The sequence below is a fragment of the Rhizobium sp. G187 genome (assembly GCF_051549525.1).
GTDB lineage: Bacteria > Pseudomonadota > Alphaproteobacteria > Rhizobiales > Rhizobiaceae > Allorhizobium.
In genome coordinates this window covers 114272-137349 of sequence record NZ_JBPUGM010000001.1, presented here as the reverse complement: position 1 = coordinate 137349, position 23078 = coordinate 114272, and the positions used below count along the sequence as shown (strand labels likewise).

The 23078-nt window shown below is 59.7% G+C and carries 25 protein-coding genes; 14 read left to right on the top strand and 11 right to left on the bottom strand.

Annotated elements, in window-relative coordinates:
• The first annotated feature begins 125 nt into the window (after positions 1 to 125).
• The 3 genes from ACSV9I_RS00670 to ACSV9I_RS00660 all read left to right on the top strand — a co-directional run bounded on the left by ACSV9I_RS00670 (position 126) and on the right by ACSV9I_RS00660 (position 1866).
• Positions 126 to 515 carry a hypothetical protein gene (locus ACSV9I_RS00670; protein WP_438326550.1) on the top strand — a complete coding sequence of 130 codons (390 nt, stop codon included), beginning with the start codon at positions 126 to 128 and terminating at the stop codon, positions 513 to 515.
• A 531-nt stretch (positions 516 to 1046) separates the two neighbouring features.
• Positions 1047 to 1262, top strand: a complete 216-nt coding sequence (locus tag ACSV9I_RS00665) for a cold-shock protein (RefSeq protein WP_054157670.1) — start codon at positions 1047 to 1049, stop codon at positions 1260 to 1262.
• Positions 1263 to 1422: 160 nt separating this feature from the next.
• Positions 1423 to 1866 (top strand): BA14K family protein, encoded by a 444-nt coding sequence (locus tag ACSV9I_RS00660; RefSeq protein WP_054157671.1) that lies wholly within the window; start codon positions 1423 to 1425, stop codon positions 1864 to 1866.
• Positions 1867 to 2003: 137 nt separating this feature from the next.
• Here the strand turns inward: ACSV9I_RS00660 and sbmA are convergent, their stop codons facing one another.
• Positions 2004 to 3281: a peptide antibiotic transporter SbmA gene (gene sbmA, locus ACSV9I_RS00655; RefSeq protein ID WP_438326549.1), complete on the bottom strand. Its 1278-nt coding sequence runs from the start codon at positions 3279 to 3281 to the stop codon at positions 2004 to 2006.
• A 288-nt stretch (positions 3282 to 3569) separates the two neighbouring features.
• On the opposite strand from sbmA, the gene ACSV9I_RS00650 reads away from it, so the two are divergent.
• Positions 3570 to 3800, top strand: coding sequence for a hypothetical protein (locus tag ACSV9I_RS00650; RefSeq protein WP_054157673.1), 231 nt, complete (start codon positions 3570 to 3572; stop codon positions 3798 to 3800).
• 58 nt (positions 3801 to 3858) lie between these two features.
• Here the strand turns inward: ACSV9I_RS00650 and map are convergent, their stop codons facing one another.
• Complete coding sequence (map, locus tag ACSV9I_RS00645; RefSeq protein WP_438326548.1) at positions 3859 to 4608, bottom strand: type I methionyl aminopeptidase; 750 nt, start codon at positions 4606 to 4608, stop codon at positions 3859 to 3861.
• A gap of 43 nt (positions 4609 to 4651) precedes the next feature.
• The gene (locus ACSV9I_RS00640) at positions 4652 to 5698 is read right to left on the bottom strand and encodes an LLM class flavin-dependent oxidoreductase (RefSeq protein WP_438326547.1); all 1047 of its coding nucleotides are present in this window, start codon (positions 5696 to 5698) and stop codon (positions 4652 to 4654) included.
• A gap of 234 nt (positions 5699 to 5932) precedes the next feature.
• Here ACSV9I_RS00640 and ACSV9I_RS00635 point away from each other — a divergent pair, with 234 nt between their 5' ends.
• From ACSV9I_RS00635 to xdhB, 3 genes are read left to right on the top strand one after another with little or no spacing between them, the layout of a single operon-like run.
• Positions 5933 to 6706 carry a 3-hydroxybutyrate dehydrogenase gene (locus tag ACSV9I_RS00635; RefSeq protein WP_438326546.1) on the top strand — a complete coding sequence of 258 codons (774 nt, stop codon included), beginning with the start codon at positions 5933 to 5935 and terminating at the stop codon, positions 6704 to 6706.
• A gap of 29 nt (positions 6707 to 6735) precedes the next feature.
• Positions 6736 to 8205: a xanthine dehydrogenase small subunit gene (xdhA, locus tag ACSV9I_RS00630; protein WP_438326545.1), complete on the top strand. Its 1470-nt coding sequence runs from the start codon at positions 6736 to 6738 to the stop codon at positions 8203 to 8205.
• 2 nt (positions 8206 to 8207) lie between these two features.
• Entirely contained in the window at positions 8208 to 10544 is a 2337-nt protein-coding gene (gene xdhB, locus ACSV9I_RS00625; RefSeq protein ID WP_438326544.1) for a xanthine dehydrogenase molybdopterin binding subunit, read from the top strand.
• A gap of 6 nt (positions 10545 to 10550) precedes the next feature.
• Here xdhB and ACSV9I_RS00620 read toward each other — a convergent pair whose 3' ends face one another.
• A complete protein-coding gene (locus tag ACSV9I_RS00620) occupies positions 10551 to 11417 on the bottom strand; it encodes a hypothetical protein (RefSeq protein WP_438326543.1) in 867 nt (288 codons plus the stop codon).
• A gap of 133 nt (positions 11418 to 11550) precedes the next feature.
• Here ACSV9I_RS00620 and xdhC point away from each other — a divergent pair, with 133 nt between their 5' ends.
• From xdhC to ACSV9I_RS00585, 7 genes are all read left to right on the top strand, one after another.
• Positions 11551 to 12375: a xanthine dehydrogenase accessory protein XdhC gene (gene xdhC, locus ACSV9I_RS00615; protein WP_438326542.1), complete on the top strand. Its 825-nt coding sequence runs from the start codon at positions 11551 to 11553 to the stop codon at positions 12373 to 12375.
• A 393-nt stretch (positions 12376 to 12768) separates the two neighbouring features.
• Entirely contained in the window at positions 12769 to 13662 is an 894-nt protein-coding gene (locus ACSV9I_RS00610; RefSeq protein ID WP_054157681.1) for a LysR substrate-binding domain-containing protein, read from the top strand.
• Between the two features lie 184 nt (positions 13663 to 13846).
• Positions 13847 to 15076, top strand: coding sequence for a urate hydroxylase PuuD (puuD, locus tag ACSV9I_RS00605; protein ID WP_438326541.1), 1230 nt, complete (start codon positions 13847 to 13849; stop codon positions 15074 to 15076).
• Between the two features lie 2 nt (positions 15077 to 15078).
• Entirely contained in the window at positions 15079 to 16392 is a 1314-nt protein-coding gene (gene guaD / locus ACSV9I_RS00600; RefSeq protein WP_438326540.1) for a guanine deaminase, read from the top strand.
• A gap of 7 nt (positions 16393 to 16399) precedes the next feature.
• Positions 16400 to 16819, top strand: a complete 420-nt coding sequence (locus ACSV9I_RS00595; protein ID WP_438326539.1) for a hypothetical protein — start codon at positions 16400 to 16402, stop codon at positions 16817 to 16819.
• Between the two features lie 28 nt (positions 16820 to 16847).
• Positions 16848 to 17282, top strand: a complete 435-nt coding sequence (locus ACSV9I_RS00590; protein WP_054157685.1) for a potassium channel family protein — start codon at positions 16848 to 16850, stop codon at positions 17280 to 17282.
• 107 nt (positions 17283 to 17389) lie between these two features.
• Positions 17390 to 18541 (top strand): alpha-hydroxy acid oxidase, encoded by a 1152-nt coding sequence (locus ACSV9I_RS00585; RefSeq protein ID WP_438326538.1) that lies wholly within the window; start codon positions 17390 to 17392, stop codon positions 18539 to 18541.
• Between the two features lie 73 nt (positions 18542 to 18614).
• Here the strand turns inward: ACSV9I_RS00585 and ACSV9I_RS00580 are convergent, their stop codons facing one another.
• The 7 genes from ACSV9I_RS00580 to ACSV9I_RS00550 all read right to left on the bottom strand — a co-directional run bounded on the left by ACSV9I_RS00580 (position 18615) and on the right by ACSV9I_RS00550 (position 22845).
• Entirely contained in the window at positions 18615 to 19178 is a 564-nt protein-coding gene (locus ACSV9I_RS00580) for a glyoxalase superfamily protein (protein ID WP_438326537.1), read from the bottom strand.
• Between the two features lie 222 nt (positions 19179 to 19400).
• On the bottom strand, positions 19401 to 20147 hold the full coding sequence (locus ACSV9I_RS00575) for a metallophosphoesterase family protein (RefSeq protein WP_438326536.1): 747 nt from the start codon (positions 20145 to 20147) through the stop codon (positions 19401 to 19403).
• A 3-nt stretch (positions 20148 to 20150) separates the two neighbouring features.
• Positions 20151 to 20507, bottom strand: coding sequence for a hydroxyisourate hydrolase (gene uraH / locus ACSV9I_RS00570; protein ID WP_054157688.1), 357 nt, complete (start codon positions 20505 to 20507; stop codon positions 20151 to 20153).
• Positions 20504 to 21004 carry an ureidoglycolate lyase gene (locus ACSV9I_RS00565; RefSeq protein WP_438326535.1) on the bottom strand — a complete coding sequence of 167 codons (501 nt, stop codon included), beginning with the start codon at positions 21002 to 21004 and terminating at the stop codon, positions 20504 to 20506. The genes uraH and ACSV9I_RS00565 overlap by 4 nt, the downstream gene beginning before the upstream one ends.
• Positions 21005 to 21062: 58 nt before the next feature.
• Positions 21063 to 21377: a HepT-like ribonuclease domain-containing protein gene (locus ACSV9I_RS00560; RefSeq protein ID WP_438326534.1), complete on the bottom strand. Its 315-nt coding sequence runs from the start codon at positions 21375 to 21377 to the stop codon at positions 21063 to 21065.
• Positions 21374 to 21667, bottom strand: a complete 294-nt coding sequence (locus tag ACSV9I_RS00555; RefSeq protein WP_438326533.1) for a nucleotidyltransferase family protein — start codon at positions 21665 to 21667, stop codon at positions 21374 to 21376. Before ACSV9I_RS00555 ends, ACSV9I_RS00560 begins: the two co-directional genes overlap by 4 nt.
• Positions 21668 to 21804: 137 nt before the next feature.
• Positions 21805 to 22845, bottom strand: coding sequence for a glutamine synthetase beta-grasp domain-containing protein (locus ACSV9I_RS00550; protein ID WP_054157692.1), 1041 nt, complete (start codon positions 22843 to 22845; stop codon positions 21805 to 21807).
• Between the last annotated feature and the right edge of the window lie 233 nt (positions 22846 to 23078).

Below are 23078 nucleotides of genomic sequence, written 5' to 3'. Positions count from 1 at the left end.
CACCATCGTGGCGTCGACACCACAGCGAGTTGCAAAAATCCGTGACTTCGCGGTGCCGCCACAATTCCGACCCGCAATGCAGGCGAGATGACCGGATCGAAACCTCGTATAGAGTCATGCCCGCCATGAAGGATCTTGATCTCGAATTGCCCGCCACCCCCTCACGCCGCCCGTGGCGGCATGTGATCATGGCGACACTTCTGCTTGGCGCTGGCCTTGTCGCCTTCGAAGCAAGTGAAGCCGCTCAGGAGACCGTCATATTGCCGCCATCGCCGGCGGTCGTGGACAGCGAAGTCCTGCCACCCGTCGCCGGTGAGTTTACATCGAGCATTACGCCCAGTTCACCCCGCGTGATCGCCGGCGCCGCCCGCGCAGAAGACGCCTCGGCCATGAGCCTTGGGGAGCGCAAGGTGACAATCGCCCTCCTGCTGATTTGCTTTGGCGTGATGGCCATCGGCTCCGTCAGCCTGTGGCGGCGCGGCTTCAGGGATATGACGGAAACCAAGCGCCGTTAGGAGTATTCGCCCCGCCAGAAACAACAAGACCCTAAAATGGGCGCTTTGCGCTCTCGGCTGACCGGAAACGATGCGAATTCCGCCCTCCGCTCACACGAAAAATTTTTTAACGAAATCTGCCGTGCTTTCGCATTTTAGCAACGGTATTTGCATCGCTGGCGATATAAATTTTTACCAGCACGCCAACTGACAGTATATCGCGCCCCTTTACGCGCTATGGTCGTTGCTTTTCCGGCACCCTGCCCCTGCCGGACCGGTAAAACTTTCGCTTGCCAATTTCCTGCAAAGCAAGCAATCTTCCGCCGTTCGGGCAATTTTGCGAGCATGGGAAGACCTATAAATTGATGCGCGCCGAGGACGCTATAACAACCTCGGGCAGTATTTCGGGATCAACGTGATGTTGCGAACGAAAGGCTGCGGTAACAGGGCCCCTTTCCTCGAATGTCGACAAATGCCTGTCGCTAACCCGCTTGCGGGGAACATTGTAATGCTGCCCTTCCGAATGCGGGCAGAGAGAAAAGGACCTGACGCATGGCCGACACTGGCACTGTAAAATTCTTCAATACCGACAAGGGCTTCGGCTTTATCAAGCCGGACAATGGCGGCGCCGATATTTTCGTGCATATCTCCGCCGTACAGGCCTCGGGCCTTTCTGGCCTCACCGAAAACCAGAAGGTGAGCTACGACACCGAGCCTGACCGCCGTGGCAAGGGCCCCAAGGCCGTAAACCTCCAGGTTTCCGGTTGACCCCAATCGGACGTCTTTGAATTACGGCCCGGCATTCATGCCGGGTTTTTTCTTTTTGAAACAATTTCGCTCATTCAGCTTCCGTTCAGCCGGCCGCTCCTAATGTGGCAGCATAGCTTTTCGCACCGGATCTGGTGCAATCGTCTGAGGAACTGACGCCATGATGAAACTAGCAAAACACGCGCTGCTGGCGACCGTTGTCGCCATGGCTCCGATTGCCGCGGCCAGCCAGGCAGAAGCCGGCGACCGCTATCGCCGTCATCACAACAACGACGATGCGCTGGCGGCCGGCGTGATCGGTCTTGCAACAGGCGTTATCGTCGGCACGGCGCTTGCCAGCCCGCCGCAGCGCCGGGTCTATGTCGAAGAACAGCCGGTCTCCGTCTATGACGACTATTCGGAAGACTACTACGTCGACGACTACCCGCCGCCGCCCCCGCGCCAGCCCGCCTATCGCCCGCGTCCCGTACAGCAGTCCTATGGCATCGAACCCTGGACAGGCGCATGGCACGAATACTGCAGCTCGCGCTACCGCAGCTTCAACCCGCGCACCGGCACCTATGTCGGCTATGACGGCCGCTCGCATTTCTGCACCGCAGGCTGATCGACCACGCTCGGTTGGATCAATGCAAAGAACCCGCCGGCAGGCCACCGGCGGGTTCTTTTTTGTGTCAATGCCAGCCCTACAAGGCTAGGTGTTGCCCCGCTATTCGCGCGACAACACCGGACCTTTTCTCAAAGTCAGGGGCGATTCGCAGCAATCTCACCCTCCTCTGCTTCCCGTGCCAGATAGCGCTGATCAATTTCAGGAAGCGGCCCGCCTTCAATGGCCGCCTCGAAGGCTTGCAAACGCTTGTAAATCGACATCAGCTCGACAACGGTAGGCCATACAGTGATCAGGTACTGGAATGAACCAGACACCTGACCGAACGCGGTTGTGATCTGCTGATAGAGACCAAAAGTAATTTTCACCGCGACGATGGTCGGCACTAGCATAAACGTCAGAAACAGAGCATCCGCCTGCATGTAAAACGAACGAGCCAGATTGAAATAGAGGTAGTGAAAATATAGGCGGAAGTAATTCATCCGTACATTTTTGAACAACTCGGCGACAGTCAGTGGCTGCGCCCTGTCGGTGTAGTCTTCGCCGTATACGAGTTCCTTACGGTAAGCAGCTTCCACACGCTGGTTGCGGAACTCGAGCCCTGGTAGCTTGATGCCAACAACGGCGATGAGAACCGTGCCGAACACTGACCACAGCAACGCCAGCCAAACGAGGCTATGCGGAATTGCGCCAATAATAGGCAGATCCGTTACGTAGGATGAAAGGCCGACAAGGATGGGAAGAAAAGCGATCAGCGTCATTATGGCATCGATGAAACTAACGCCGAGGCCCTCAAAAGTAGACGCAAAGCGCATTGTGTCTTCCTGGACTCGCTGGGATGCCCCCTCGATGTGGCGAACCCGCTCCCATTGCGACATGTAGTATTCGTTCATCGCGGTACGCCAACGGAACACGTAATGGCTAACGAAGAAGCGGACTACCACAAAGATAACGACGTTAACGAAGACGATTGTGCAAAACAGCAGCATCAAATCGTAAAACTGCTGCGAATTGACGCCTGGCTTACCATCTAGCGCACGCTGCAGCAGATCGCCGAACGGGCGGCGCCAGTTGTTGATGGCAACCGAACCTTGCACCCCAAAATAGGTCGTGAAGACAATGAAGAACGTTCCCCAAATTGACCAGCGACGCCAAGGGTGATCTTTGGCATACACTTCCCAAAAGAGGCCGAAAGGCACCATCCAGACCGCGGCGAACAAATAGAACCAAACATAATCGCGGGTTACGAAGAATGCGACGCTGATCGGCGCCTGGAAATCCTCAGGCAGCGGCGGAAGCCCTATGGCCGTACCGAGTGCTTCGCCAACCGAGTACCAGACAGCGATTGCGAGCAACGTCCAGAGGGCCAAGGATAAAAAGAACAGCTTGGGCCGAGGGAAGAAGGAATGAAACACGGGTTAGCTTCCTGGCAATGAAATGACGAGGGGCAGATCTCGCCGGAAACTAGGGCAGAACTGTGAGGGCAGCAATGGCCCTATCGTTGCGTTAAGATAATGTAATGAATGCCGGCGTCGACGAGGCCATCTCGCTTGTTGGGTGTCAAAACTTCAGCGGTCCCCGTCTACGAACCAAGTTTTGGCCAAAGTAGAGACAGAGACGCGCGACGAACGCCAGATAAACCCTTGCTTGCCCTCCCCGCAAAAATCGCTAGTGGAGGGGCAAAGCTTTCGAAGGAGACCATCATGAGCGATCTCAGCCTGCAGCAGGCCATCGACAACATCTATGCCTCGATCAACAATGACAACGAGGAGATCGACACGCATATTGCAGCCCTGAAGGCGGCCATGGCAAAGGAAGGCGCCAAAGAAGCTGTCTTCGAGACCGCCAAGCTTGCCCAGCCGAACCGCCAGGGACGCAAGATGATGCAGTCCTATTTCAAGAAGAAGGGCATCGCCGTCAGCTTCACCGCCTAAGCGAATGCGAGAGGCGGCACGACAAGCCGATGCGACGAAAAGCTGGCGCGAGTGGTCGTCACTCCGCCAGCGTCAACACCACAGGACCATTCTTCGTCACCACGATCGTGTGCTCGAACTGAACGGTCGGCGCCTTAGGCTCGCTGTACAGCGTCCACGGATCATCGCCATCCTCCGCCCACATGCCGCCGAGCGACAGGAAGGGTTCAATGGTGAATACCAGCCCCTCCTCCATGATCCGCGTCTCGTCCGGATCCGGCCAAGTGGAGAGCTCCGTCGGCTCTTCATGCAGTGAACGGCCAACGCCATGGCTCGCCAGATTGGTGATCAGCGTATAGCGGTTCTTCTTGGCGAAGGCGCCGATCGCGTTGCCGATATCGGCCAGCGGCCGACCGGTCCTGACCTGATTGAGCCCCACCCATAAGGCCCGCTTGCCATCGCGCAACAGCCGATCGAGCTTCGGCTTGGCCGGCGGCACGATGAAGGACGAGCCGGTATCGCCGAAATAGCCGAGCTTCTCGCCCGACACGTCGATATTGACCAGATCGCCCGCCCGGATCACACGATCGCCGGGAATGCCATGCGCCACTTCCTCGTTGACCGAGATGCAGGTGGCGCCGGGAAACTGATAGCATAGCTCCGGCGCCGAGCGCGCACCGCTGTCTTCCAGCACCTTGCGGCCGATCTGGTCCAGTTCGCGCGTCGTGATCCCCGGCTCCAGTGCCCCCGCCATGGTTTTCACGGCAATTGCACAGATGCGCCCAATATCCTTCAGGTGCTCCAGGTCCTCTTCAGTCTCGACGATCATGCTGGTCCTTCGGCCTTACGGCTGCGTCTATCCTGAGCGCTGCTTACGCAGCCGCAGCCTTCTCCGTCAACGCCTTGCGCACCAGCGGCGCTACTTTTGTCCCGAAGAGCTCGATCCCGCGCATGATATCCTTGTGCGGCATCGGGCCGATGGCCATCTGCAACAGGAAGCGATCATTCTTGAAGATATCGTGCATTGCGACGATCTTCGCGGCCACCGTTTCCGGGTCTCCGACAAAGAGCGCGCCTTGCGGGCCACGCGACGCATCGAAATGCGCCCGGTTGGTCGGACCCCAGCCGCGTTCGCGACCGATACGGTTCATAACGACCGCCTGCGGTTCATAGAAAATGTCGGCGGCCGACTGGGTCGTGTCATGAATGAAGCCGTGCACGTTGATGCTGGTCTTGAGCGTCGTCGGATCGACACCGGCCTTGGCGGCACTCTGCCGATATAGGTCGAACATCGGCGCAAATCGATGCGGCTCACCGCCGATAATGGCCAGCGCCAACGGTAGGCCGAGATAGCCGGCGCGCGCGGCCGATTGCGGCGTGCCACCGATCGCGATCCACAGCGGCAGCGGATCCTGCAGCGGTCGGGGATAAACGCCCCTGCCCCGGATCGGCGCGCGGGTTTCGCCTTCCCAGCTGACGATCTCGTTGTCGCGAATCTCCATCAGAAGCTGCAGCTTTTCGGCAAACAGGAGATCGTATTGTTCGAGATCATAACCGAACAGCGGGAAACTCTCGATGAACGAGCCCCGTCCCGCCATCATCTCGACGCGCCCGTTGGACAGGAGATCCACCGTGGCAAATTGCTGAAACACCCGGACGGGATCATCGGAGGAGAGGACGGAGACGGCGCTCGTCAGCCGTATGTTTTTCGTCTGCACGGCAGCAGCGGCAAGAATGGTCGCGGGCGCAGACGCCATGTAGTCCGGCCGGTGATGTTCACCGAGGCCGAAGACATCGAGACCAACCTCATCCGCCAGCCGGATTTCGGCTAAAAGTTCATCAACCCGTCGCTTCGCTTCTGCACCCTTGTTGGCTGCATTGGGATCAACGTCCGCAAAGGTGTAAAGTCCAAGTTCCATGGGTCAGCCTCACTAAATCACTCTGCGACACATAGAAGTTCGCCCCTGCCGATGCAAACCCCAGCGGGGTGACGGACTGTTGCACAGAAGCGAACGGGCTTTACCAAAGCGTGCACTCAGCCCGAACCTCGCGAAGCGCAAGCCTTCGAAAAACGCGATTGCCAGTGCTCGTCGTTTGGGCATAACCTCGTCACAGTGTTGCGGCGCGAAAGGCCGCCGACAAGGGAGAAGAGCATGACAAGAACCGTCGTCGTCACCGGATCGACCAGCGGCATCGGGCTTGGGATCGCCAAAGCTTTCGCAGCTGAAGGCGCAAATCTGGTGATCAACGGTTTCGGTCCCGCAGACGAGATCGAAGCCACGCGTGGCGCGCTCGAAGCCCATGGCGGCAGGGCCATCTACCACGGCGCCGACATGACGAGGCCGGAAGAGATCGCCGACCTGATCGCGACCGCGGAACGAACATTTGGTAGCGTCGATGTGCTCGTCAACAATGCCGGCATCCAGCACGTCTCCCCGGTCGAGGACTTCCCGATCGAGAAATGGGACCAGATCATCGCGATCAACCTGACGAGCTCCTTCCACACCATCCGCGCTGCCATGCCTGGCATGAAAGCGAAGAAGACGGGCCGCATCATCAATGTGGCCTCGGCCCACGCGCTCGTCGCCTCGCCGTTCAAATCGGCCTATGTCGCCGCCAAGCATGGCATCCTCGGGCTAACCAAATCGGTCGCCTTGGAAGTGGCGGAATTCGGCGTTACCATCAACGCCATCTGCCCGGGCTATGTGCTGACGCCGCTCGTCGAAAAGCAGATCCCGGACACGGCCAAGGCGCGCGGCATTACCGAGGCCGAAGTAAAGTCCGACGTGATGCTGCGTCTGCAGGCCACCAAGGAATTCGTCGCAATCGAGGAGGTGGCCGCCGTTGCCCTTTTCCTCGCCAGCGATGCCGCCCGGCAGATCACCGGCACCCATATCTCTATCGATGGCGGCTGGACCGCGCAGTAATGCGGCCCTGACGCAGCGAAAGGCAGTTCATGAACCACATCCGCTTCATCCTGAACGGCGAGGACATTACTCTCTCGACGGTCGATCCAACCGAAACGCTGCTGGACTTCCTGCGGCTGAAACGACGCCTGACAGGCTCCAAGGAAGGCTGCGCCGAGGGCGATTGCGGCGCCTGCACCGTCCTGGTCGGTCGCGTGCTGCAGGGGCGGCTGGTCTATGAGACGGTCAATGCCTGCATCCGCTTCCTGGGCTCGCTGAACGCCACCCATGTGGTGACTGTCGAGCATCTGGCCGCAAGGGATGGCACGCTACATCCCGTCCAGCAGGCCATGGTCGACTGTCACGGCTCGCAATGCGGCTTCTGCACGCCAGGCTTCGTCATGTCGCTCTACGGCTTGTGGCTCTCCTCGGAAAACCCCAGCCGGGCTGAGATCGAGCGGGCACTTCAAGGCAATCTCTGTCGCTGCACGGGCTATGAACCGATCGTCAAAGCCGCCGAACAGGTCGGCCGCATCAGGCCCTCCGCCTTGTTCGACCCCTTGGAGCGCGAACGCGCGGAAATCATCGCACGTCTGGGAGAGCTTGCCCCTCGCGAGACCATCGCGATCTCTGGTCCCGATGGCCGCCGCCTCGTTGTGCCCGGCAGTGTCGAGGGTCTCGCCGAAGCTCTGGCCGCCCATCCCAAGGCGACCGTCGTTGCCGGTGCCACCGATGTCGGCCTCTGGGTGACCAAGCAGATGCGGATGCTCGACCCTGTGATTTTCATCAACCATCTGGAAGATCTGCAGAAAATCTCCGTCACGCCTGACGGCATCACAATCGGCGCGGGCGTCAGCTATTCCAGCGCCCTCACCGTGTTGCGCACTGAAATTCCCGCCTTCGGTCGACTTATCGAGCGTATCGGCGGCCAGCAGGTTCGCAACATGGGCACGATCGGCGGCAATATCGCCAACGGCTCGCCGATCGGCGACAGTCCGCCAGCGCTCATCGCGCTCTCGGCCACCGTGACCCTGCGGTCCGCATCGGGAACTCGCACCCTTCCGCTCGAAGATTTCTTCATCGACTATGGCAAGCAGGACCGGCAGCCGGGCGAATTCGTCGAAAGCATGCTTGTGCCCCGCCCGAAGACGTCGAGCCATGTGGCTGTCTACAAGATCTCCAAGCGCCGCGACGAGGACATTTCCGCACTCTGCGGCGCCTTCCATCTGGAAAGAGATGCTGGCGGCGTGGTCACCCACATCCGCATCGCCTTTGGCGGCATGGCAGCCACCCCAAAGCGGGCACGCTCGGTCGAGGCAGCTCTTTACGGCAAGCCCTTTAACCAGGCGACCGTGGAAGCCGCCCGCGACGCCTTCGACCTCGATTACAAGCCGCTCACCGACTGGCGCGCCACGGCGGAATACCGCCAATTGACGGCGAAGAACCTGCTCACCCGGTTCTTCCTTGAGGTTTCCGGCACGCCGCAGGAACTGCAGCGCTTCGCGACGGAGGAGGCGTGATCATGGACAAGGCGACCTACGAGACGACCAAATACATCAAGGGCCCCATGCACCAGTCGCTCAGGCATGACTCGGCGCATAAACATGTCGCCGGGACCGCCAACTACATCGACGACATGCCCGAACCCGCAGGCCTGTTGCACGGCGCACTCGGCATGGCAGATCGGGCCCATGCCGAGATCTTGTCGCTCGACCTCTCTGCCGTCAAAACCTATCCGGGCGTGGTCTACGTGCTCACCGCAGATGACATCACCGGCGTCAACGATGTCTCGTCTGGAGGCCGCCACGACGAGCCGCTGATTGCGACGGACAAAATCGAATTCCACGGCCAGACCATCTTCGCCGTCATTGCCGAAACCCGCGACGCGGCGCGCAAGGCCGCCCGTCTCGCCAAGGTTGAATATCGGGACCTGCCCTTCTGGACCGATATCGACGGCGCGCTGGAAAATGGTGCACCGCTCGTCACCCCTGGCATGACGCTGAAGCGCGGCACGCCGGAAACCGAACTCGACAAGGCGGCCCACCGCATCCAGAGCTCCATGCGCATTGGCGGCCAGGAGCATTTCTATCTCGAAAGCCACATCGCGCTCGCCATTCCCGGCGAGGACGATGATGTCACCGTCTGGTCCTCGACCCAGCATCCGTCGGAAGTGCAGCACATCGTCGGCCATGTGCTCGACATTCCCTCGAACGCCATCACCGTCAACACCCGGCGCATGGGCGGCGGCTTTGGCGGCAAGGAAACGCAGAGCAACCAGTTTGCAGCTTTGGCAGCGCTCGCCGCCAAGAAGCTGAAGCGCGCGGTGAAGTTCCGCCCCGACCGCGACGAGGATATGAGCGTCACCGGCAAACGCCACGATTTCAAGGTCGATTTCGACGTTGCCTATGATGATGACGGACGTATCCAAGCCATCGACGCCAACTTCGCCGCCCGCTGTGGCTATTCGTCCGATCTCTCAGGCCCGGTCACAGACCGCGCCCTCTTCCACGCCGATTCCAGCTATTTCTACCCGCATGTGAAGCTGACCTCGCAGCCGCTCAAGACCCACACCGTCTCCAACACCGCCTATCGCGGCTTCGGCGGACCACAAGGGATGCTGGGTGCTGAACGGGTGATTGAAGAGATCGCCTATACGCTGGGCAAGGATCCGCTCGAGGTCCGTAAGGTCAATTTCTACGGCGAGAAGGGCTCGGGCCGGGATCTCACCCCCTATCATCAGCAGGTCGAGGACAACATCATCGCACGCGTTGTCGAAGAGCTGGAAAGCTCCTGCGACTATCAGGCTAGACGCCAGGCGATCATCGACTTCAACCGGACGAGCCCTGTCATCAAGAAGGGCATTGCGCTGACCCCGGTGAAATTCGGCATCTCCTTCACAATGACCGCCTTCAACCAGGCAGGCGCGCTCGTCCATATCTATCAGGACGGTTCGATCCACCTGAACCATGGCGGCACCGAAATGGGCCAGGGCCTCTACACCAAGGTCGCCCAGGTCGTCGCCGACTGTTTCCAGGTCGATGTCGACACGGTGAAGATCACCGCGACCACGACCGGCAAAGTGCCCAACACCTCGGCCACCGCGGCTTCTTCCGGCTCGGACCTGAATGGCATGGCGGCCTTTGATGCCGCGCGCCAGATCAAGGAACGGCTGATCGCGTTTGCCTGTGAACGATATGCTGTTCCGACCTCCGAGGTCGAGTTCCTACCAAACCGGGTGCGCGTCGGCGAGCATATCTTCACCTTCGGCGACTTTGCCAAACAAGCCTATTTCGCCCGCGTCCAGCTCTCCGCCGCCGGTTTCTACAAGACGCCAAAGATCCATTGGGACCGCGCCGCCGGTCGCGGCACACCATTTTACTACTACGCCTATGGCGCAAGCTGCTCGGAAGTCTCGATCGACACGCTGACCGGCGAATATCTGATGGACCGCACCGACATCCTCCACGATGTCGGCAAATCGCTGAACCCGGCCATCGACATCGGCCAGATCGAGGGTGGTTTTGTTCAGGGCATGGGCTGGCTGACGACAGAAGAACTCTGGTGGGACAGCAAGGGACGCTTACGCACCCACGCCCCCTCCACCTACAAAATCCCGCTTGCCTCCGACCGGCCGAAGATCTTCAACACTCGCCTCGTGCCCTGGGCAGAAAACGCCGAGCCGACGATCGGTCGTTCCAAGGCCGTCGGCGAGCCGCCCTTCATGCTGGCGATCTCGGTGCTTGAAGCCCTGTCCATGGCCGTCGCATCGGTCGCGGACTACCGGATTTGCCCGAGACTCGATGCGCCGGCGACGCCGGAGCGGGTGCTGATGGCGGTGGAGAGGCTGAAGAAGGCTTGAAGGCCGTCAGCGCAAGGCGGTCCTCAGAAGATAGAGGAACGCCGCCAGGAGCATCACCGGCAGCACGAGCAGCTTGACCAGATAGGCAATGGCAATGCCGATGGAGGCATTGAACAGATCCGCCGAAATGGCGATGCCGTCATTGATGACACGGGCATTGGCCGCCACCGAGGCGGCCATGTCGGATGCAGCCTGCAAGGTGCCTGAAAAGGCCTGCCCGAGACGTCCAAAGGCCTGGTCTTCGTCGGGTGATCGCTCCTGCTTAATCGCCTCGACTTGGCTCTGTGCTTCCACCAGCCCCTGATCGCCTTGGACCTTTTCGAACACAGAGGTCGCATTGATCCAGGCCTCGTCGGTAATGGCGTCGCCGGCGTAAAAGGCAATCGTATAGGATGCCGGAAGCAGCACCGCGCCAAGGAGGCCGAGCACGGCAAAGGATCTTGCGAGACGCTCAATGACCAGCGGTACACGACGGGAAATCAGCGTCAGCCCAGCGCAGATGAGCGCGAAACCGGCAAGCCCCGCTGCCGCGACCTTGGCGACCGGCACGAGCACCAGCGACAGGATGCCGGAGACGATCGCAAGATAAAACAGGAGATCGACCATGCGCTCGATCGTGTTGATCACCGGCTGTAGCAACTGGCCGGGGCTCGCCGTGACAGAGGCGACGCCCACTCCACCCGTCACATCCGCATCCCGCGCCACACTCATCACCGAATTGGCGATCCTGAGCGTTCCATAGAGAGCACCGCTCCCAATCATCACATCATGGCTGAAGCGTGCGGCAATATCCGCCAGCGGATTGATGAAGAAGAGGGCCACGGCAAACGCCGCCACAGTCAACCAGATGATCGTGCCCTTGGTCCGGGTCATTGTCACTCCTGAGGTAAGCCGAGGCGGGAGCCGCGTTGCGGCTGGAAGGATCGGTGGCGTCACAAAACCATGGCGGACAAACCCACAGCGGCCCTGTCCTGTTCCATCTCGACAATGCTAGTATGCCTTCATCATGGCCAAGACAGATTTTTCCGCCTTCCTCGTCGCCCACCCCCACAGCATCCTCGTTGAAATCACCGAGGCCCGGGGGTCCACCCCACGCGATGCCGGCACGCTGATGCTGGTCTCCCGAGAGGCCATCTGGGGCACGATCGGCGGCGGGCACTTCGAGTTCATGGCTATCGACAATGCCCGGCAACTGCTCGACGGCCAAGGCGTGGCCGTAATGGACATCCCGCTTGGCCCCGAGATCGGCCAATGCTGTGGAGGCCGCACCACGCTGCGGTTTTCGACTGTCACCGCATCACTGGCAGCGGCACTCGAAGACAAGTTGTTGCGGGAAACGGAAGTCGAGCCTTCGGTCTTCATTTTCGGAGCCGGCCATGTGGGACTGGCCCTCGCCCATGCCCTTTCGCCGCTGCCGCTCTCCGTGACGGTTGTCGAGACCCGGGCCGAAGCCTTGGCAGACTTGCCGCCTGAGGTGTCAAGGCGTCACGTCGCCATGCCGGAAACCGTGATATCCGACATACCGAACGGCGGTGCTGCCGTCATTCTCACCCATGATCATGCATTGGATTTTTTGATCGCAAGAGAAGCGCTTGCCCGCACCGATCTCGCCTATGTCGGCATGATCGGCTCAAAAACCAAACGTGCCACCTTCGCTTCGTATCTTGAGCGCGAGCAGAGCAACCGAGCGGACCTGGAACGATTGATCCTGCCGATTGGCGGCAGCACGGTGAGAGACAAGCGCCCCTCGGTGATTGCCGCTATGGTAGCGGCGGAACTGCTGGGTGTCTTGCTCGGCCAGACAACCTCACTCCTGTGTGTCAACAGCTGAGGTCATCTCGTCAGAAAATCACGTAACCCTCTGACACCAAATCGGTTTCCTCAAAGAGGCCCTGGGCGAAGATAGTCGCCCAAACCACCGCGGCGATGCCGGGCATTGCCGAACCGTTCCGACCCTGACACCCGATGTTCAAGTCCAATATCCTTCAGGAGATCATCGGGCATATCATCGATATGGATCAAGGGTGGCGCTCGATGGGATCGGTAAACGCTGGTCCAAAGGAGCGACCAGAGCTGATACAATGGCACGGTTCTGCGGATCGCGGACATTCTGCCGGCCTCCAAGCGCGTTGATCTTTTTGGGTTTCTGATGCCCTGACCATGCCAGCGGTTGCAGCGGCGATCCAATTCAATTACGCTGCAGCTGCATAAAGAGAACTTATCCATGAAACTGTCGAAACAGTTGCCGCTCAATGCACTCCGTGTCTTCGAGGCCGTCGCGCGACTGCAAAGTTTCACGCTCGCCGGTGCGGAACTCGGCATGAGCCAGACGGCGGTCAGCTATCAGATCAAGCTTCTGGAAGGGCATGTCGGTGAGGCACTCTTCCTGCGCAAACCACGCCGGATTGCTTTGAGCGAGGCCGGTGATCGCCTGCTGCCGAAAGTCGTCGAGGGCTTCGAGCTCCTGCGCGAGGCGCTGGCCGATCTGCGCAATACGACAGAGGCCACCTTGATCATTCACTCCACCGCCACCTTTGCCTCACAATGGCTGGCGCGCCATCTTGGACTGTTTCAGCTGAGCAATCCCGGCATTGCAGTGCGACTGGAAACTTCCCAGCAAATGATCGACTTCAGCCGCATAGAGGCAGATCTCGCCATTCGTAACGGCAAGGGAAACTGGCCAGGCCTGCGCGCCCATTTCGTCATGCGAAACCATTTCACGCCCATGCTGAGCCCACAGCTGGCTGAAAGCGTCGGCGGCATCAACACCCCACTCGATCTCCTCAAGCTTCGCATCATCGACCCCTCCGACAGCTGGTGGCAGATCTGGTTCACGGCAGCGGGTCATCCCGATGTTGCGCTCGACGTCTATCCGCGCAGCAAGCTTGGCGCCCAGGCCTTTGAGGCTACCGCTGCGGTGGCGGGGCACGGCGTTGCCATTCTGCGTCCTGAATTCTACGCGGAAGACGTGGCAGCCGGTCGGCTGTTCCAGCCCTTCGACCTCACCTGCGAGGACGGCTCGCATTACTGGCTCGTCTATCCCGAGGCGAGGCGCAATGCCGGAAAAATTCGCGCCTTCCGCGACTTCCTGCGCGCGAACCTGCCCGACTTTGAATGAGATCCGTCATCTGGCACCAAAGAGAGAAAGCCGCTGGCGCGATCATCTGGAGGGGCAAGCTGTAATCGTGCGTAGCGTGCAAAACTTCCCGTGCAGCGTTTGCTGCACCGCGTCGTTCCCCCTTCCCTTCCTTCGGATTTTTTCGCAATGTCTTCGACAATGGGGAACATGAAAGACTTGGGAAATGTATGAATACGCGATCGCCTGGGAATGGCTGTCCTTCGCCGTCCGCTGGCTGCATGTGATCACGGCCATCGCCTGGATCGGCTCGTCCTTCTATTTCATCGCGCTCGATCTAGGCCTCGTGAAACGGCCCGGCCTGCCTGTCGGCGCCTATGGCGAGGAATGGCAGGTGCATGGGGGTGGCTTCTACCACATCCAGAAATACCTGGTCGCACCCGCCTCGATGCCGGAGCACCTGACCTGGTTCAAATGGGAAAGCTACGCCACCTGGCTCTCCGGCTTTGCCATGCTGGCCGTCGTCTATTATGGCGGCGCCGATCTCTTCCTCATCGACCGCAGTGTGCTGGAACTTGCCCCCTGGCAGGCGATCTGTCTGTCGCTCGCATCGCTTGCCGTCGGCTGGATCCTCTATGATCTGCTGTGCAAATCGCCGTTCGGCAAGAACACCTGGGGGCTGATGGCGCTCCTCTACATCGTGCTGATCGCAATGGCCTGGGGCTATACGCAGATCTTCACCGGCCGCGCCGCCTTCCTGCATCTTGGTGCGTTTACCGCGACCATCATGTCGGCCAACGTCTTCTTCATCATCATCCCGAATCAGAAGATCGTCGTCGCCGACCTGATCGCGGGGCGCACGCCGGATCCGAAATACGGCGTGATTGCCAAGCAGCGCTCGCTGCACAACAACTACCTGACACTCCCCGTCATCTTCTTCATGCTGTCGAACCATTATCCGCTGGCCTTTGCTACGGAGTTCAACTGGATCATCGCAGCCCTCGTCTTCCTGATGGGCGTCACCATCCGCCACTGGTTCAACACCACACATGCCAGGAAGGGCAAGCCGACCTGGACCTGGTTGGTCACCGTGCTGATCTTCATCGTCATCATGTGGCTCTCGACCGTACCCAAGGTGCTGACCGGCGAAGAACAGGCAAGTCTCTCGCCGCGGCAACAGACATTTGTCGAGAACGGCCATTTCGAAGCCGTGCGCGATGTCGTACAGGGCCGCTGTTCAATGTGCCACGCCGCCGAACCCGTCTGGGAAGGCATTGCGCGTGCACCGAAGAACGTGAAGTTTGAGACGGACGGCGAAATCGCCGCCCATGCCCATGAAATCTACATCCAGGCCGGCCGCAGCCATGCCATGCCGCCCGGAAACATCACCGAAATCTCGGACGAAGAGCGCAAACTGCTCGTCGCCTGGTACGAGACGACGGTCGAAGGCAAATAAGAATGACAGAGACCCTGATCCGCGGCCGCCTCCTCTCCTTCCGCCGGGCACCAGACCATGCCGGTGACCGCGAAAGCTATCTCTACGAGGAAGACGGCGCGCTGCTGGTCCGCGACGGCAAGATTGCAGCTGTCGGTACCTACGCGGATGTGAAGCCAAAGGCCGGAGCGGCCATTGCTGAAATCGACCACCGCCCGCACCTGATCCTGCCTGGCCTGATCGACTGCCACGTGCATTTCCCGCAGATGCAGGTGATCGCGTCTTATGCCGCCAATCTCCTGGAGTGGCTCAACACATACACCTTCCCCGAGGAATGCCGCTTCGTCGAAAGCGCGCATGCCGAGCGCATCGCCACGCAGTTCTTCGACGAATTTCTGCGCCAGGGCACGACCACGGCGGTTGCCTATTGTTCGGTGCACAAGGCCTCGGCCGACGCCTTCTTTGCCGAGAGCCTGAACCGCGGCACGCTTATGATCGGCGGCAAGGTGATGATGGACCGCAACGCGCCGCAGGGGCTGCTCGATACGCCGCAACTCGGCTACGACGAGACCCGCGCCGTCATCGAACAATGGCATGGCAAGGGCCGCAACCACGTCGCCATCACCCCCCGCTTTGCCATCACCTCGACGCCAGAACAGATGGCGATGACGCAGAAGCTGGCGGAGGAATTCCCCGATCTGCATATCCAGACGCATCTGTCGGAGAACAAGGACGAGATCGACTTCACCTGCGAACTCTATCCCGACGCCAAGGATTATACGGACATCTATGCCCGCTACGGCCTGCTGCGGAAAAAGGCGCTCTTCGGCCACGCGATCCATCTGTCGGACCGCGAGGCCGATGCCATGGCAGACAGCGGCGCTGTCGCCGTCCACTGCCCGACCTCGAACCTCTTCCTCGGTTCCGGCCTCTTTCCGCTGAAGGCGATCAAGCGCCGGGAAAAGCCTGTGACCGTCGCAGTCGCCACCGATATCGGCGGCGGCTCCAGCTATTCCATGTTCAAGACCATGGACGAGGCCTACAAGATCCAGCAATTGCTCGGCGAGCGCATGAACCCGCTCGAAAGCTTCTACCACATGACCCTCGGCAATGCCGTGGCCCTCGACCTCGCTGACCGCATCGGCACGCTGGACGAAGGCACCGATGCCGATATCGTCGTGCTGAACGCAGCCGCGACTCCGGCCATGCGCCTGAGGATGGAGACGGTAACCTCGCTCTCGGAAGAACTCTTCCTCTTGCAGACGCTCGGCGACGACCGCGCCGTAGTCGAAACCTATGTGGCAGGCAAGGCGTCCAAACCCGGGATCATGATGTGAGGATCAGATGAGCGAAAGCGGCTATTCCGGCACCCCTCTTCCGAAGAAGCTCGGATTGAAGCCGGACCTCGCCGCATTGTTCGTAAATCTGCCTGCAGACCTCGACCAGCTGACTGCCGATCTGCCTGCGGCACCGAAGGTCGCCAGCCTAGAACACGCAAATCGCTCCGGACTGGACTACCTTCATGTCTTCGAGACGCAACGCGCTCGTCTTGAGGACCAGGCCGAGCGCCTGAAGACCATGCTGAAACCATCAGGCATGATGTGGATCTCCTGGCCCAAGAAAGCCTCTAAGGTCCCGACCACGATCACAGAAGATGTGCTGCGAACGATTTTCCTGCCAACCGGTCTCGTTGACGTCAAAGTCTGCGCTGTGACTGACATCTGGTCTGGCCTCAAATTCATGATACGCAAGGATCTTCGTTGAATTGCACTCATCCCAAGGAGGATGAACCATGCTGGCCACCAATCTTGCGCTAGGCACCTTGATGATCTCGCTGACGGTGGTGATCCACACTTTCGGCCTCATGGGTGTGACCCATATGATGAGTTGGGTGACGGATCGCATTCGTCTGCATGGCCACCGCAGCCGCATGCTCGCGATGAACACCGTCGTCATCGGCGTCTTTGCCGTGCTGACAGCCGAAGTCTGGCTTTGGGCCGCCAGCTTCACGCTCATCGGCGTCGTCGACGATTTCGAGACGGCTCTCTATTTCTCCACCATCACCTTCTCCACCGTTGGCTATGGCGACGTCGTGCCCCACCCGGAATGGCGCATGCTGGCAGCCCTGGAAGGGGTCAACGGCTTCCTGCTGATCGGCTGGTCAACCGCCTATCTGATCGCCGCCGGCATGCGCGTCGGCCCCTTCAAATCCGGCGAGCACTTCTGAAACCCATAGACAGGTAAAATTTTCTTACCTCTAAGCCTCACGACCTGTTCACAGCCCACCGACTGGCATGATATGCCGGCTGACAGACATTGGCGGAGAGAGATAAAATGGGGCCGATCCTTGAAATTTCCGATCTGAAGAAGCTCGCACGCAAGCGCGTGCCAAAACTCTTCTTCGATTATGCCGATAGCGGCTCCTATACCGAGGGCACCTACCGCGCCAACGAAAGCGATTTTTCGAAAATCAAGCTGCGCCAGCGCGTGCTCGTGGATATGAGCGACCGCACGCTGGAAACCACGATGATCGGCGAGACGGTGAAGATGCCGGTGGCTCTGTCGCCAACCGGCCTCACCGGCATGCAGCATGCCGATGGCGAGATGCTCGCCGCCAGGGCCGCGGAAGAGTTTGGCGTTCCCTTCACGCTCTCGACGATGAGCATCTGCTCGATCGAGGACGTCGCCTCGGTCACAAAGCGGCCCTTCTGGTTCCAGCTTTACGTCATGCGCGACCGTGACTTCGTCGTGAACCTGATCGAGCGCGCCCGCGCCGCCAACTGCTCGGCGCTCGTCCTGACCGCTGACCTGCAGCTGCTTGGCCAGCGCCACAAGGACATCCGCAACAGCCTTGCCGCCCCGCCGAAGCTGACGCCCAAGCACCTCTACCAGATGGCGATACGCCCACGCTGGTGCTGGAACATGCTGCAGACCAACCGCCGCACCTTCCGCAACATCCACGGCCACGCCAAGAACGTCACCGACCTCTCCTCGCTGCATTCCTGGACGGCCGAGCAGTTCGACCCCAAGCTTTCCTGGGCCGATGTAGAATGGATCAAGAAACAGTGGGGCGGCAAGCTGATCATCAAGGGCATTCTTGATGTCGAGGACGCCAAGATGGCCGCCGAAACGGGCGCTGACGCGATCATCGTCTCCAACCATGGCGGCCGCCAGCTCGACGGTGCGCATTCCTCGATATCAATGCTGCCAAAAATCGTCGATGCCGTCGGCGACAAGATCGAAGTCCATCTCGATGGCGGCATCCGCTCCGGCCAGGATGTCTTGAAGGCGATCGCGCTCGGCGCCAAGGGCACCTATATCGGCCGCCCCTTCCTCTATGGCTTGGGCGCCATGGGCCAGAAGGGCGTTGCCAAGGCCTTGGAGATCATCGCCAAGGAAATGGACATCACCATGGCACTCTGCGGCAAGCGGCAAATGGCTGATGTCGACGGGAGCATCATAGCGGAAAACCCGTTCAAGGTTTGACCTTAAGATCGCCCCCAAGACAGGTCAGCTCCCCGACAGGGGCGCGGCACAAGGCTGCGCCCCCTCGCACACATCACCCAACGACTTCCATGAAGCGGATGCGATTATTGAACGGGTCCGTCACCTGCACCTCTAGCCGGTCGCCGGTCTTTTCCAGCCCAGGCCGCATGTATCGGTATTGCTTACCCGTCAGTTCGGCATGCAGGTCCCGGATCCCGGTCATGTAGACGCACATATTTCCACCCGGGGTCGCGTCGCCCGAATGTTCGGAGAGATGCAGCTTCAGCCCGGACCGCGAGACCTGCATGTAGACCGGAAAGTCCTCTCCGTACCGATGATCCCAGTCGATGGTGAAACCGAGGAAATCCAGGTAGAACTCCCGGGCCTTAGCGACATCGAAGATCCGCACGATCGGCACCGCCTGTTGCAGCACGATGCTCCCGGAAGCGGCGAGATCCTGCGCTTTGGTCTCCCCGCTTGCATCATCTATTCTGGCCGACAAGACATTCCAGTTGGCCAAGCCGAACTGTCGAGCGACGACCTCCAGCGCTTGAGTATGTGTCACCATCAGCCCGGCGCCAGCAAGCGCCTCGCGCATGGCTTTAGCCATGGCCTTTGCATCGCGATAATCGCGCATATCAGCTCCCCCGTCATGGCAAAGCAATCGTCGGCGTCCGCATTACCAACGCCTTCGCCACACGGTGAAACAGTCAGCAAAGGATGAGAGGTGTTCGCCATACCCTTCCAGGCGCGGACTGCAGGCCACCTCAAACCAGGAAACATCATGACAAAGATTGCAATTGCTGCAAGGAGAAATCGATCCGGTATCTAATCAGACATGGTAATCAGCCAACAGCAGTCACGCGACGAAACCCGAGGCCAGCGCGACCGCCCAATCCGGCCGGTTGCGCTCGGCGGCGAGCCGGCTCATCGCCATATGATCATAGGGCACGAGCCGGAAGGTGACGCCCCAAGCGCCCGACGCATCATCGAGGATGGCGTAGCTGGCATGCGGCGTGCCGGTTTCCAGCTTGTGAGGATAAGGCGCATCATCCCTATAACCAGGCCCGCCGACACTGCCGGGATTGACGATCAACCGGCCATCCGCAAGACGAACCATACGGGGGACATGCGTGTGCCCGCACAGGATCAGCGGACATGCAATGCCCGCGGCCCAGGCCTCGATCTCAGCACGGCCACGCATATGCACATGGCCTTGCGCCGATACGTCCTCAAGCCAATAGGTATTGTCGTCCTTCGGCGTTGCATGGCAGAGATAGGCAGTATCACGCCACACGGTTTCGAAGGGCATTGCGCGCAGCCAGTCGACATGGGCCTGCGATAGCTGCGAATAGGCATCGGCCTCCCATTCATGCATGTCGCCCGCCGCATGCTCGATCAGATAGCGATCATGGTTGCCACGCACTGTTGTGAGCCCGAGCGACAGCAGGATATCGGCGGTGCGACCAGCCTCAAGCGGGCCGGAAAGGCAGTCCCCCAGATTGACAATCTCGCTTGTCGCGATCCCGTGGGCAGCGATATCAGCGAGCACCGCGTCAAGCGCCAATGCATTGCCATGAATGTCCGCGATGGCGGCAAATCGCATCGCTCAGCTGCCCCTGTAGGTCGAGTAGCCATAGGGCGAGAGCAGCAGAGGCACATGATAATGTGCCGTGGTGTCGGATATGCCGAAACGGATCGGGATCACATCCAGGAAAGGCGGATCGGTCAGCGCCAGACCGGCCGCCTTCAGATAGTCTCCGGCATGAAACAGCAGCTCATATTGCCCTGGCTGAAACGCCTCGCCGCTCAGGATCGGGCCACCGTCGACACGCCCGTCATCATTGGTAAAGACGGTCGTGATCAGGTCTGCCTCCTCACCGTTCATCCGCAGCAACTGGATTCGCAAGCCTTGAGCAGGCTTGCCGAGTGCCGTGTCGAGCACATGGGTGGTGAGACCGGTCATATCTGGGGCTCCCGAATCAGGAAGGGGGTATCGAAAAAGAACTCTTCAAGATTGTTGCCGGGTCCATCGCGATCCACAACCAGGAAATCGCTGACCGCATCAATCGCCATCAAAGGGTGATGCCAGGTGTTGCGCCGATAATTGACGCCCTGATGCGGGGCTGCCAGAAACACCTGTGGCTGCCCCGGCTTGCCATCCTCATCGAGGGAGACGGCGAGGAGGAAAGGTCGCCCCGACAGCGGCGAAAAGCTCTGGCTGCCGAAGGGATGGCGCTCCATCATGGTGATTTCGTAAGGAAAGGCGCGCGGCTGACCGCGAAAGATATTGACGATCACCCGAGCGCCCTCGCCTGCAATCTCGGGCGAGAACAGCGCATGAAAGCGTTCGGTCGTGCCGCCATTGATCAGCCGCATGGTCGAAGGATCTGCCTCGATCACCTCGCCGAAGGGCGCGAAGGCGGAAGCCGTCAGGGGACGGATGGGGAGCTCGATGGGCAAAGGGGGTTATTCTCCCTCAGGATAGATATGAATTAGGGCGTCGATGATCCGAACCAAATCAAAGCGCTTCATAATTCGCAGTCTGGTATAGATAGTCCAGATTGATGTCGAAATATCCGTGCGCCATTCTGTTCCGCATGCCACGGATCGTCACCCAATTGATTTCCGGATGCTCAGCAACGAAGTCGGGCGAAAACGCTTCGAGTTGGACCACGCTCTCGCTTGCCATCAAAAGACTCATTCCGACGCCGCGTTGAACCAGAAGATTTGTCCGGAAGTCTTTCAGATCTATTGGACCCAACAGGTCGTGAGCATCAAGAGATGCGCTCCGGATCCGATCAAGAAGCGAGCGGATACGATGTTCGCGGTTCATATTGGCAGCGCTTCCGCGAGGATTCGCCCCCGATGCTTCTGCGGTATCTCGCTAGCCGTCACGAGATGCACAGGCACACCCTCTGCAAGATCTTCGAGGGCTGACTGCAGACCGCCGAGCGTCATCAGGGAAGAACCTGGCAGCGCATCCACCAGAATATCGAGATCGCTGTCTGACCGGTCTTCTCCACGGGCGACTGAACCGAAGACACGAGGATTAGCCGCGTTGTGACGAGCCGTCACCTCGCGGATCAAATATCTCTTTCGTTCCAGCACATCCGACGGTCGCATCACCGATCTCCTTGACGACAATATAAGTCAGAGCTCGCGCAAACAAAAGATGCTGAACTTTACTGAGGATACCCCCAAAACGAAAACAGCGCCGGTGTTTCCACCGGCGCTGCAATCGTTAGTCAGTCAGCCTGAAATCAGGCGGCGTTCTTCGCGTAGTCGGCCGTCGGAACTTCCGAGATCGTCTTCAGAACGATCGAAGCGATCTGGTAGGGGCAGCCCTGGCTGTTCGGGCGGCGATCTTCCAGGTAACCCTTATAGCCGTTGTTCACGAAGGAGTGCGGAACGCGGATCGATGCGCCACGGTCAGCAACGCCGTAGGAGAACTTGTTCCACGGAGCCGTCTCGTGCTTGCCGGTCAGGCGCAGATGGTTGTCCGGACCGTAAACGTCGATGTGCTCCTGCCAGTTCTTGGCAAAGGCCGCCATGAGGGCTTCGAAATATTCCTTGCCGCCCACTTCGCGCATGAAGGTGGTCGAGAAGTTGCAGTGCATGCCCGAACCGTTCCAGTCGGTATCGCCGAGCGGCTTGCAATGGAATTCGACGTCGATGCCATAGGTTTCGCAAAGACGCAGGAGCAGGTAGCGAGCGATCCAGATCTGGTCGGCAGCGCTCTTCGAGCCCTTGCCGAACACCTGGAATTCCCACTGGCCCTTGGCCACTTCGGCATTGATGCCTTCGTGGTTGATGCCGGCTTCGAGGCAAAGGTCGAGATGCTCTTCAACGATCTCACGGGCGATCGAGCCGACATTCTTGTAGCCAACGCCGGTGTAGTACGGACCCTGCGGAGCCGGGTAGCCCTGCTCCGGGAAGCCGAGCGGACGGCCATTTTCGTAGAAGAAGTATTCCTGCTCGAAACCGAACCAGGCGCCTTCGTCGTCGAGGATGGTGGCGCGGCTGTTCGACGGATGCGGCGTGACGCCATCGGGCATCATGACTTCGCACATGACGAGCGCACCGTTGGTGCGGGCCGGGTCGGGATAGATGGCGACCGGCTTCAGCACGCAATCCGACGAGTGGCCTTCGGCCTGCATCGTCGAGGAGCCGTCAAAGCCCCAGAGCGGCAGCTGTTCCAGGGTCGGGAAGCTGTCGAATTCCTTGATCTGCGTCTTGCCACGCAGGTTCGCTACCGGCTTGTAGCCATCGAGCCAGATATACTCGAGCTTAAACTTGGTCATGGTGCTCTCTCTTCAGTCTTACGCCAGTCATGGGCGCACAGAGGGTTGATTCTCCGGTCACACCGGGAGTCGCTGAGAGAAATGCAGGAAGCGTGCCAATTAACGCTCCCAAGGATCGGCATGACCATTTTGCCGCAGGCAAAGCAGCAAAAAACGAAAATAAAAGCGATTCCTTAAGTAGATTGGCTTCATATGGCAGGAACTGCATGACATGTCCGGCCGTTCTATCGGCG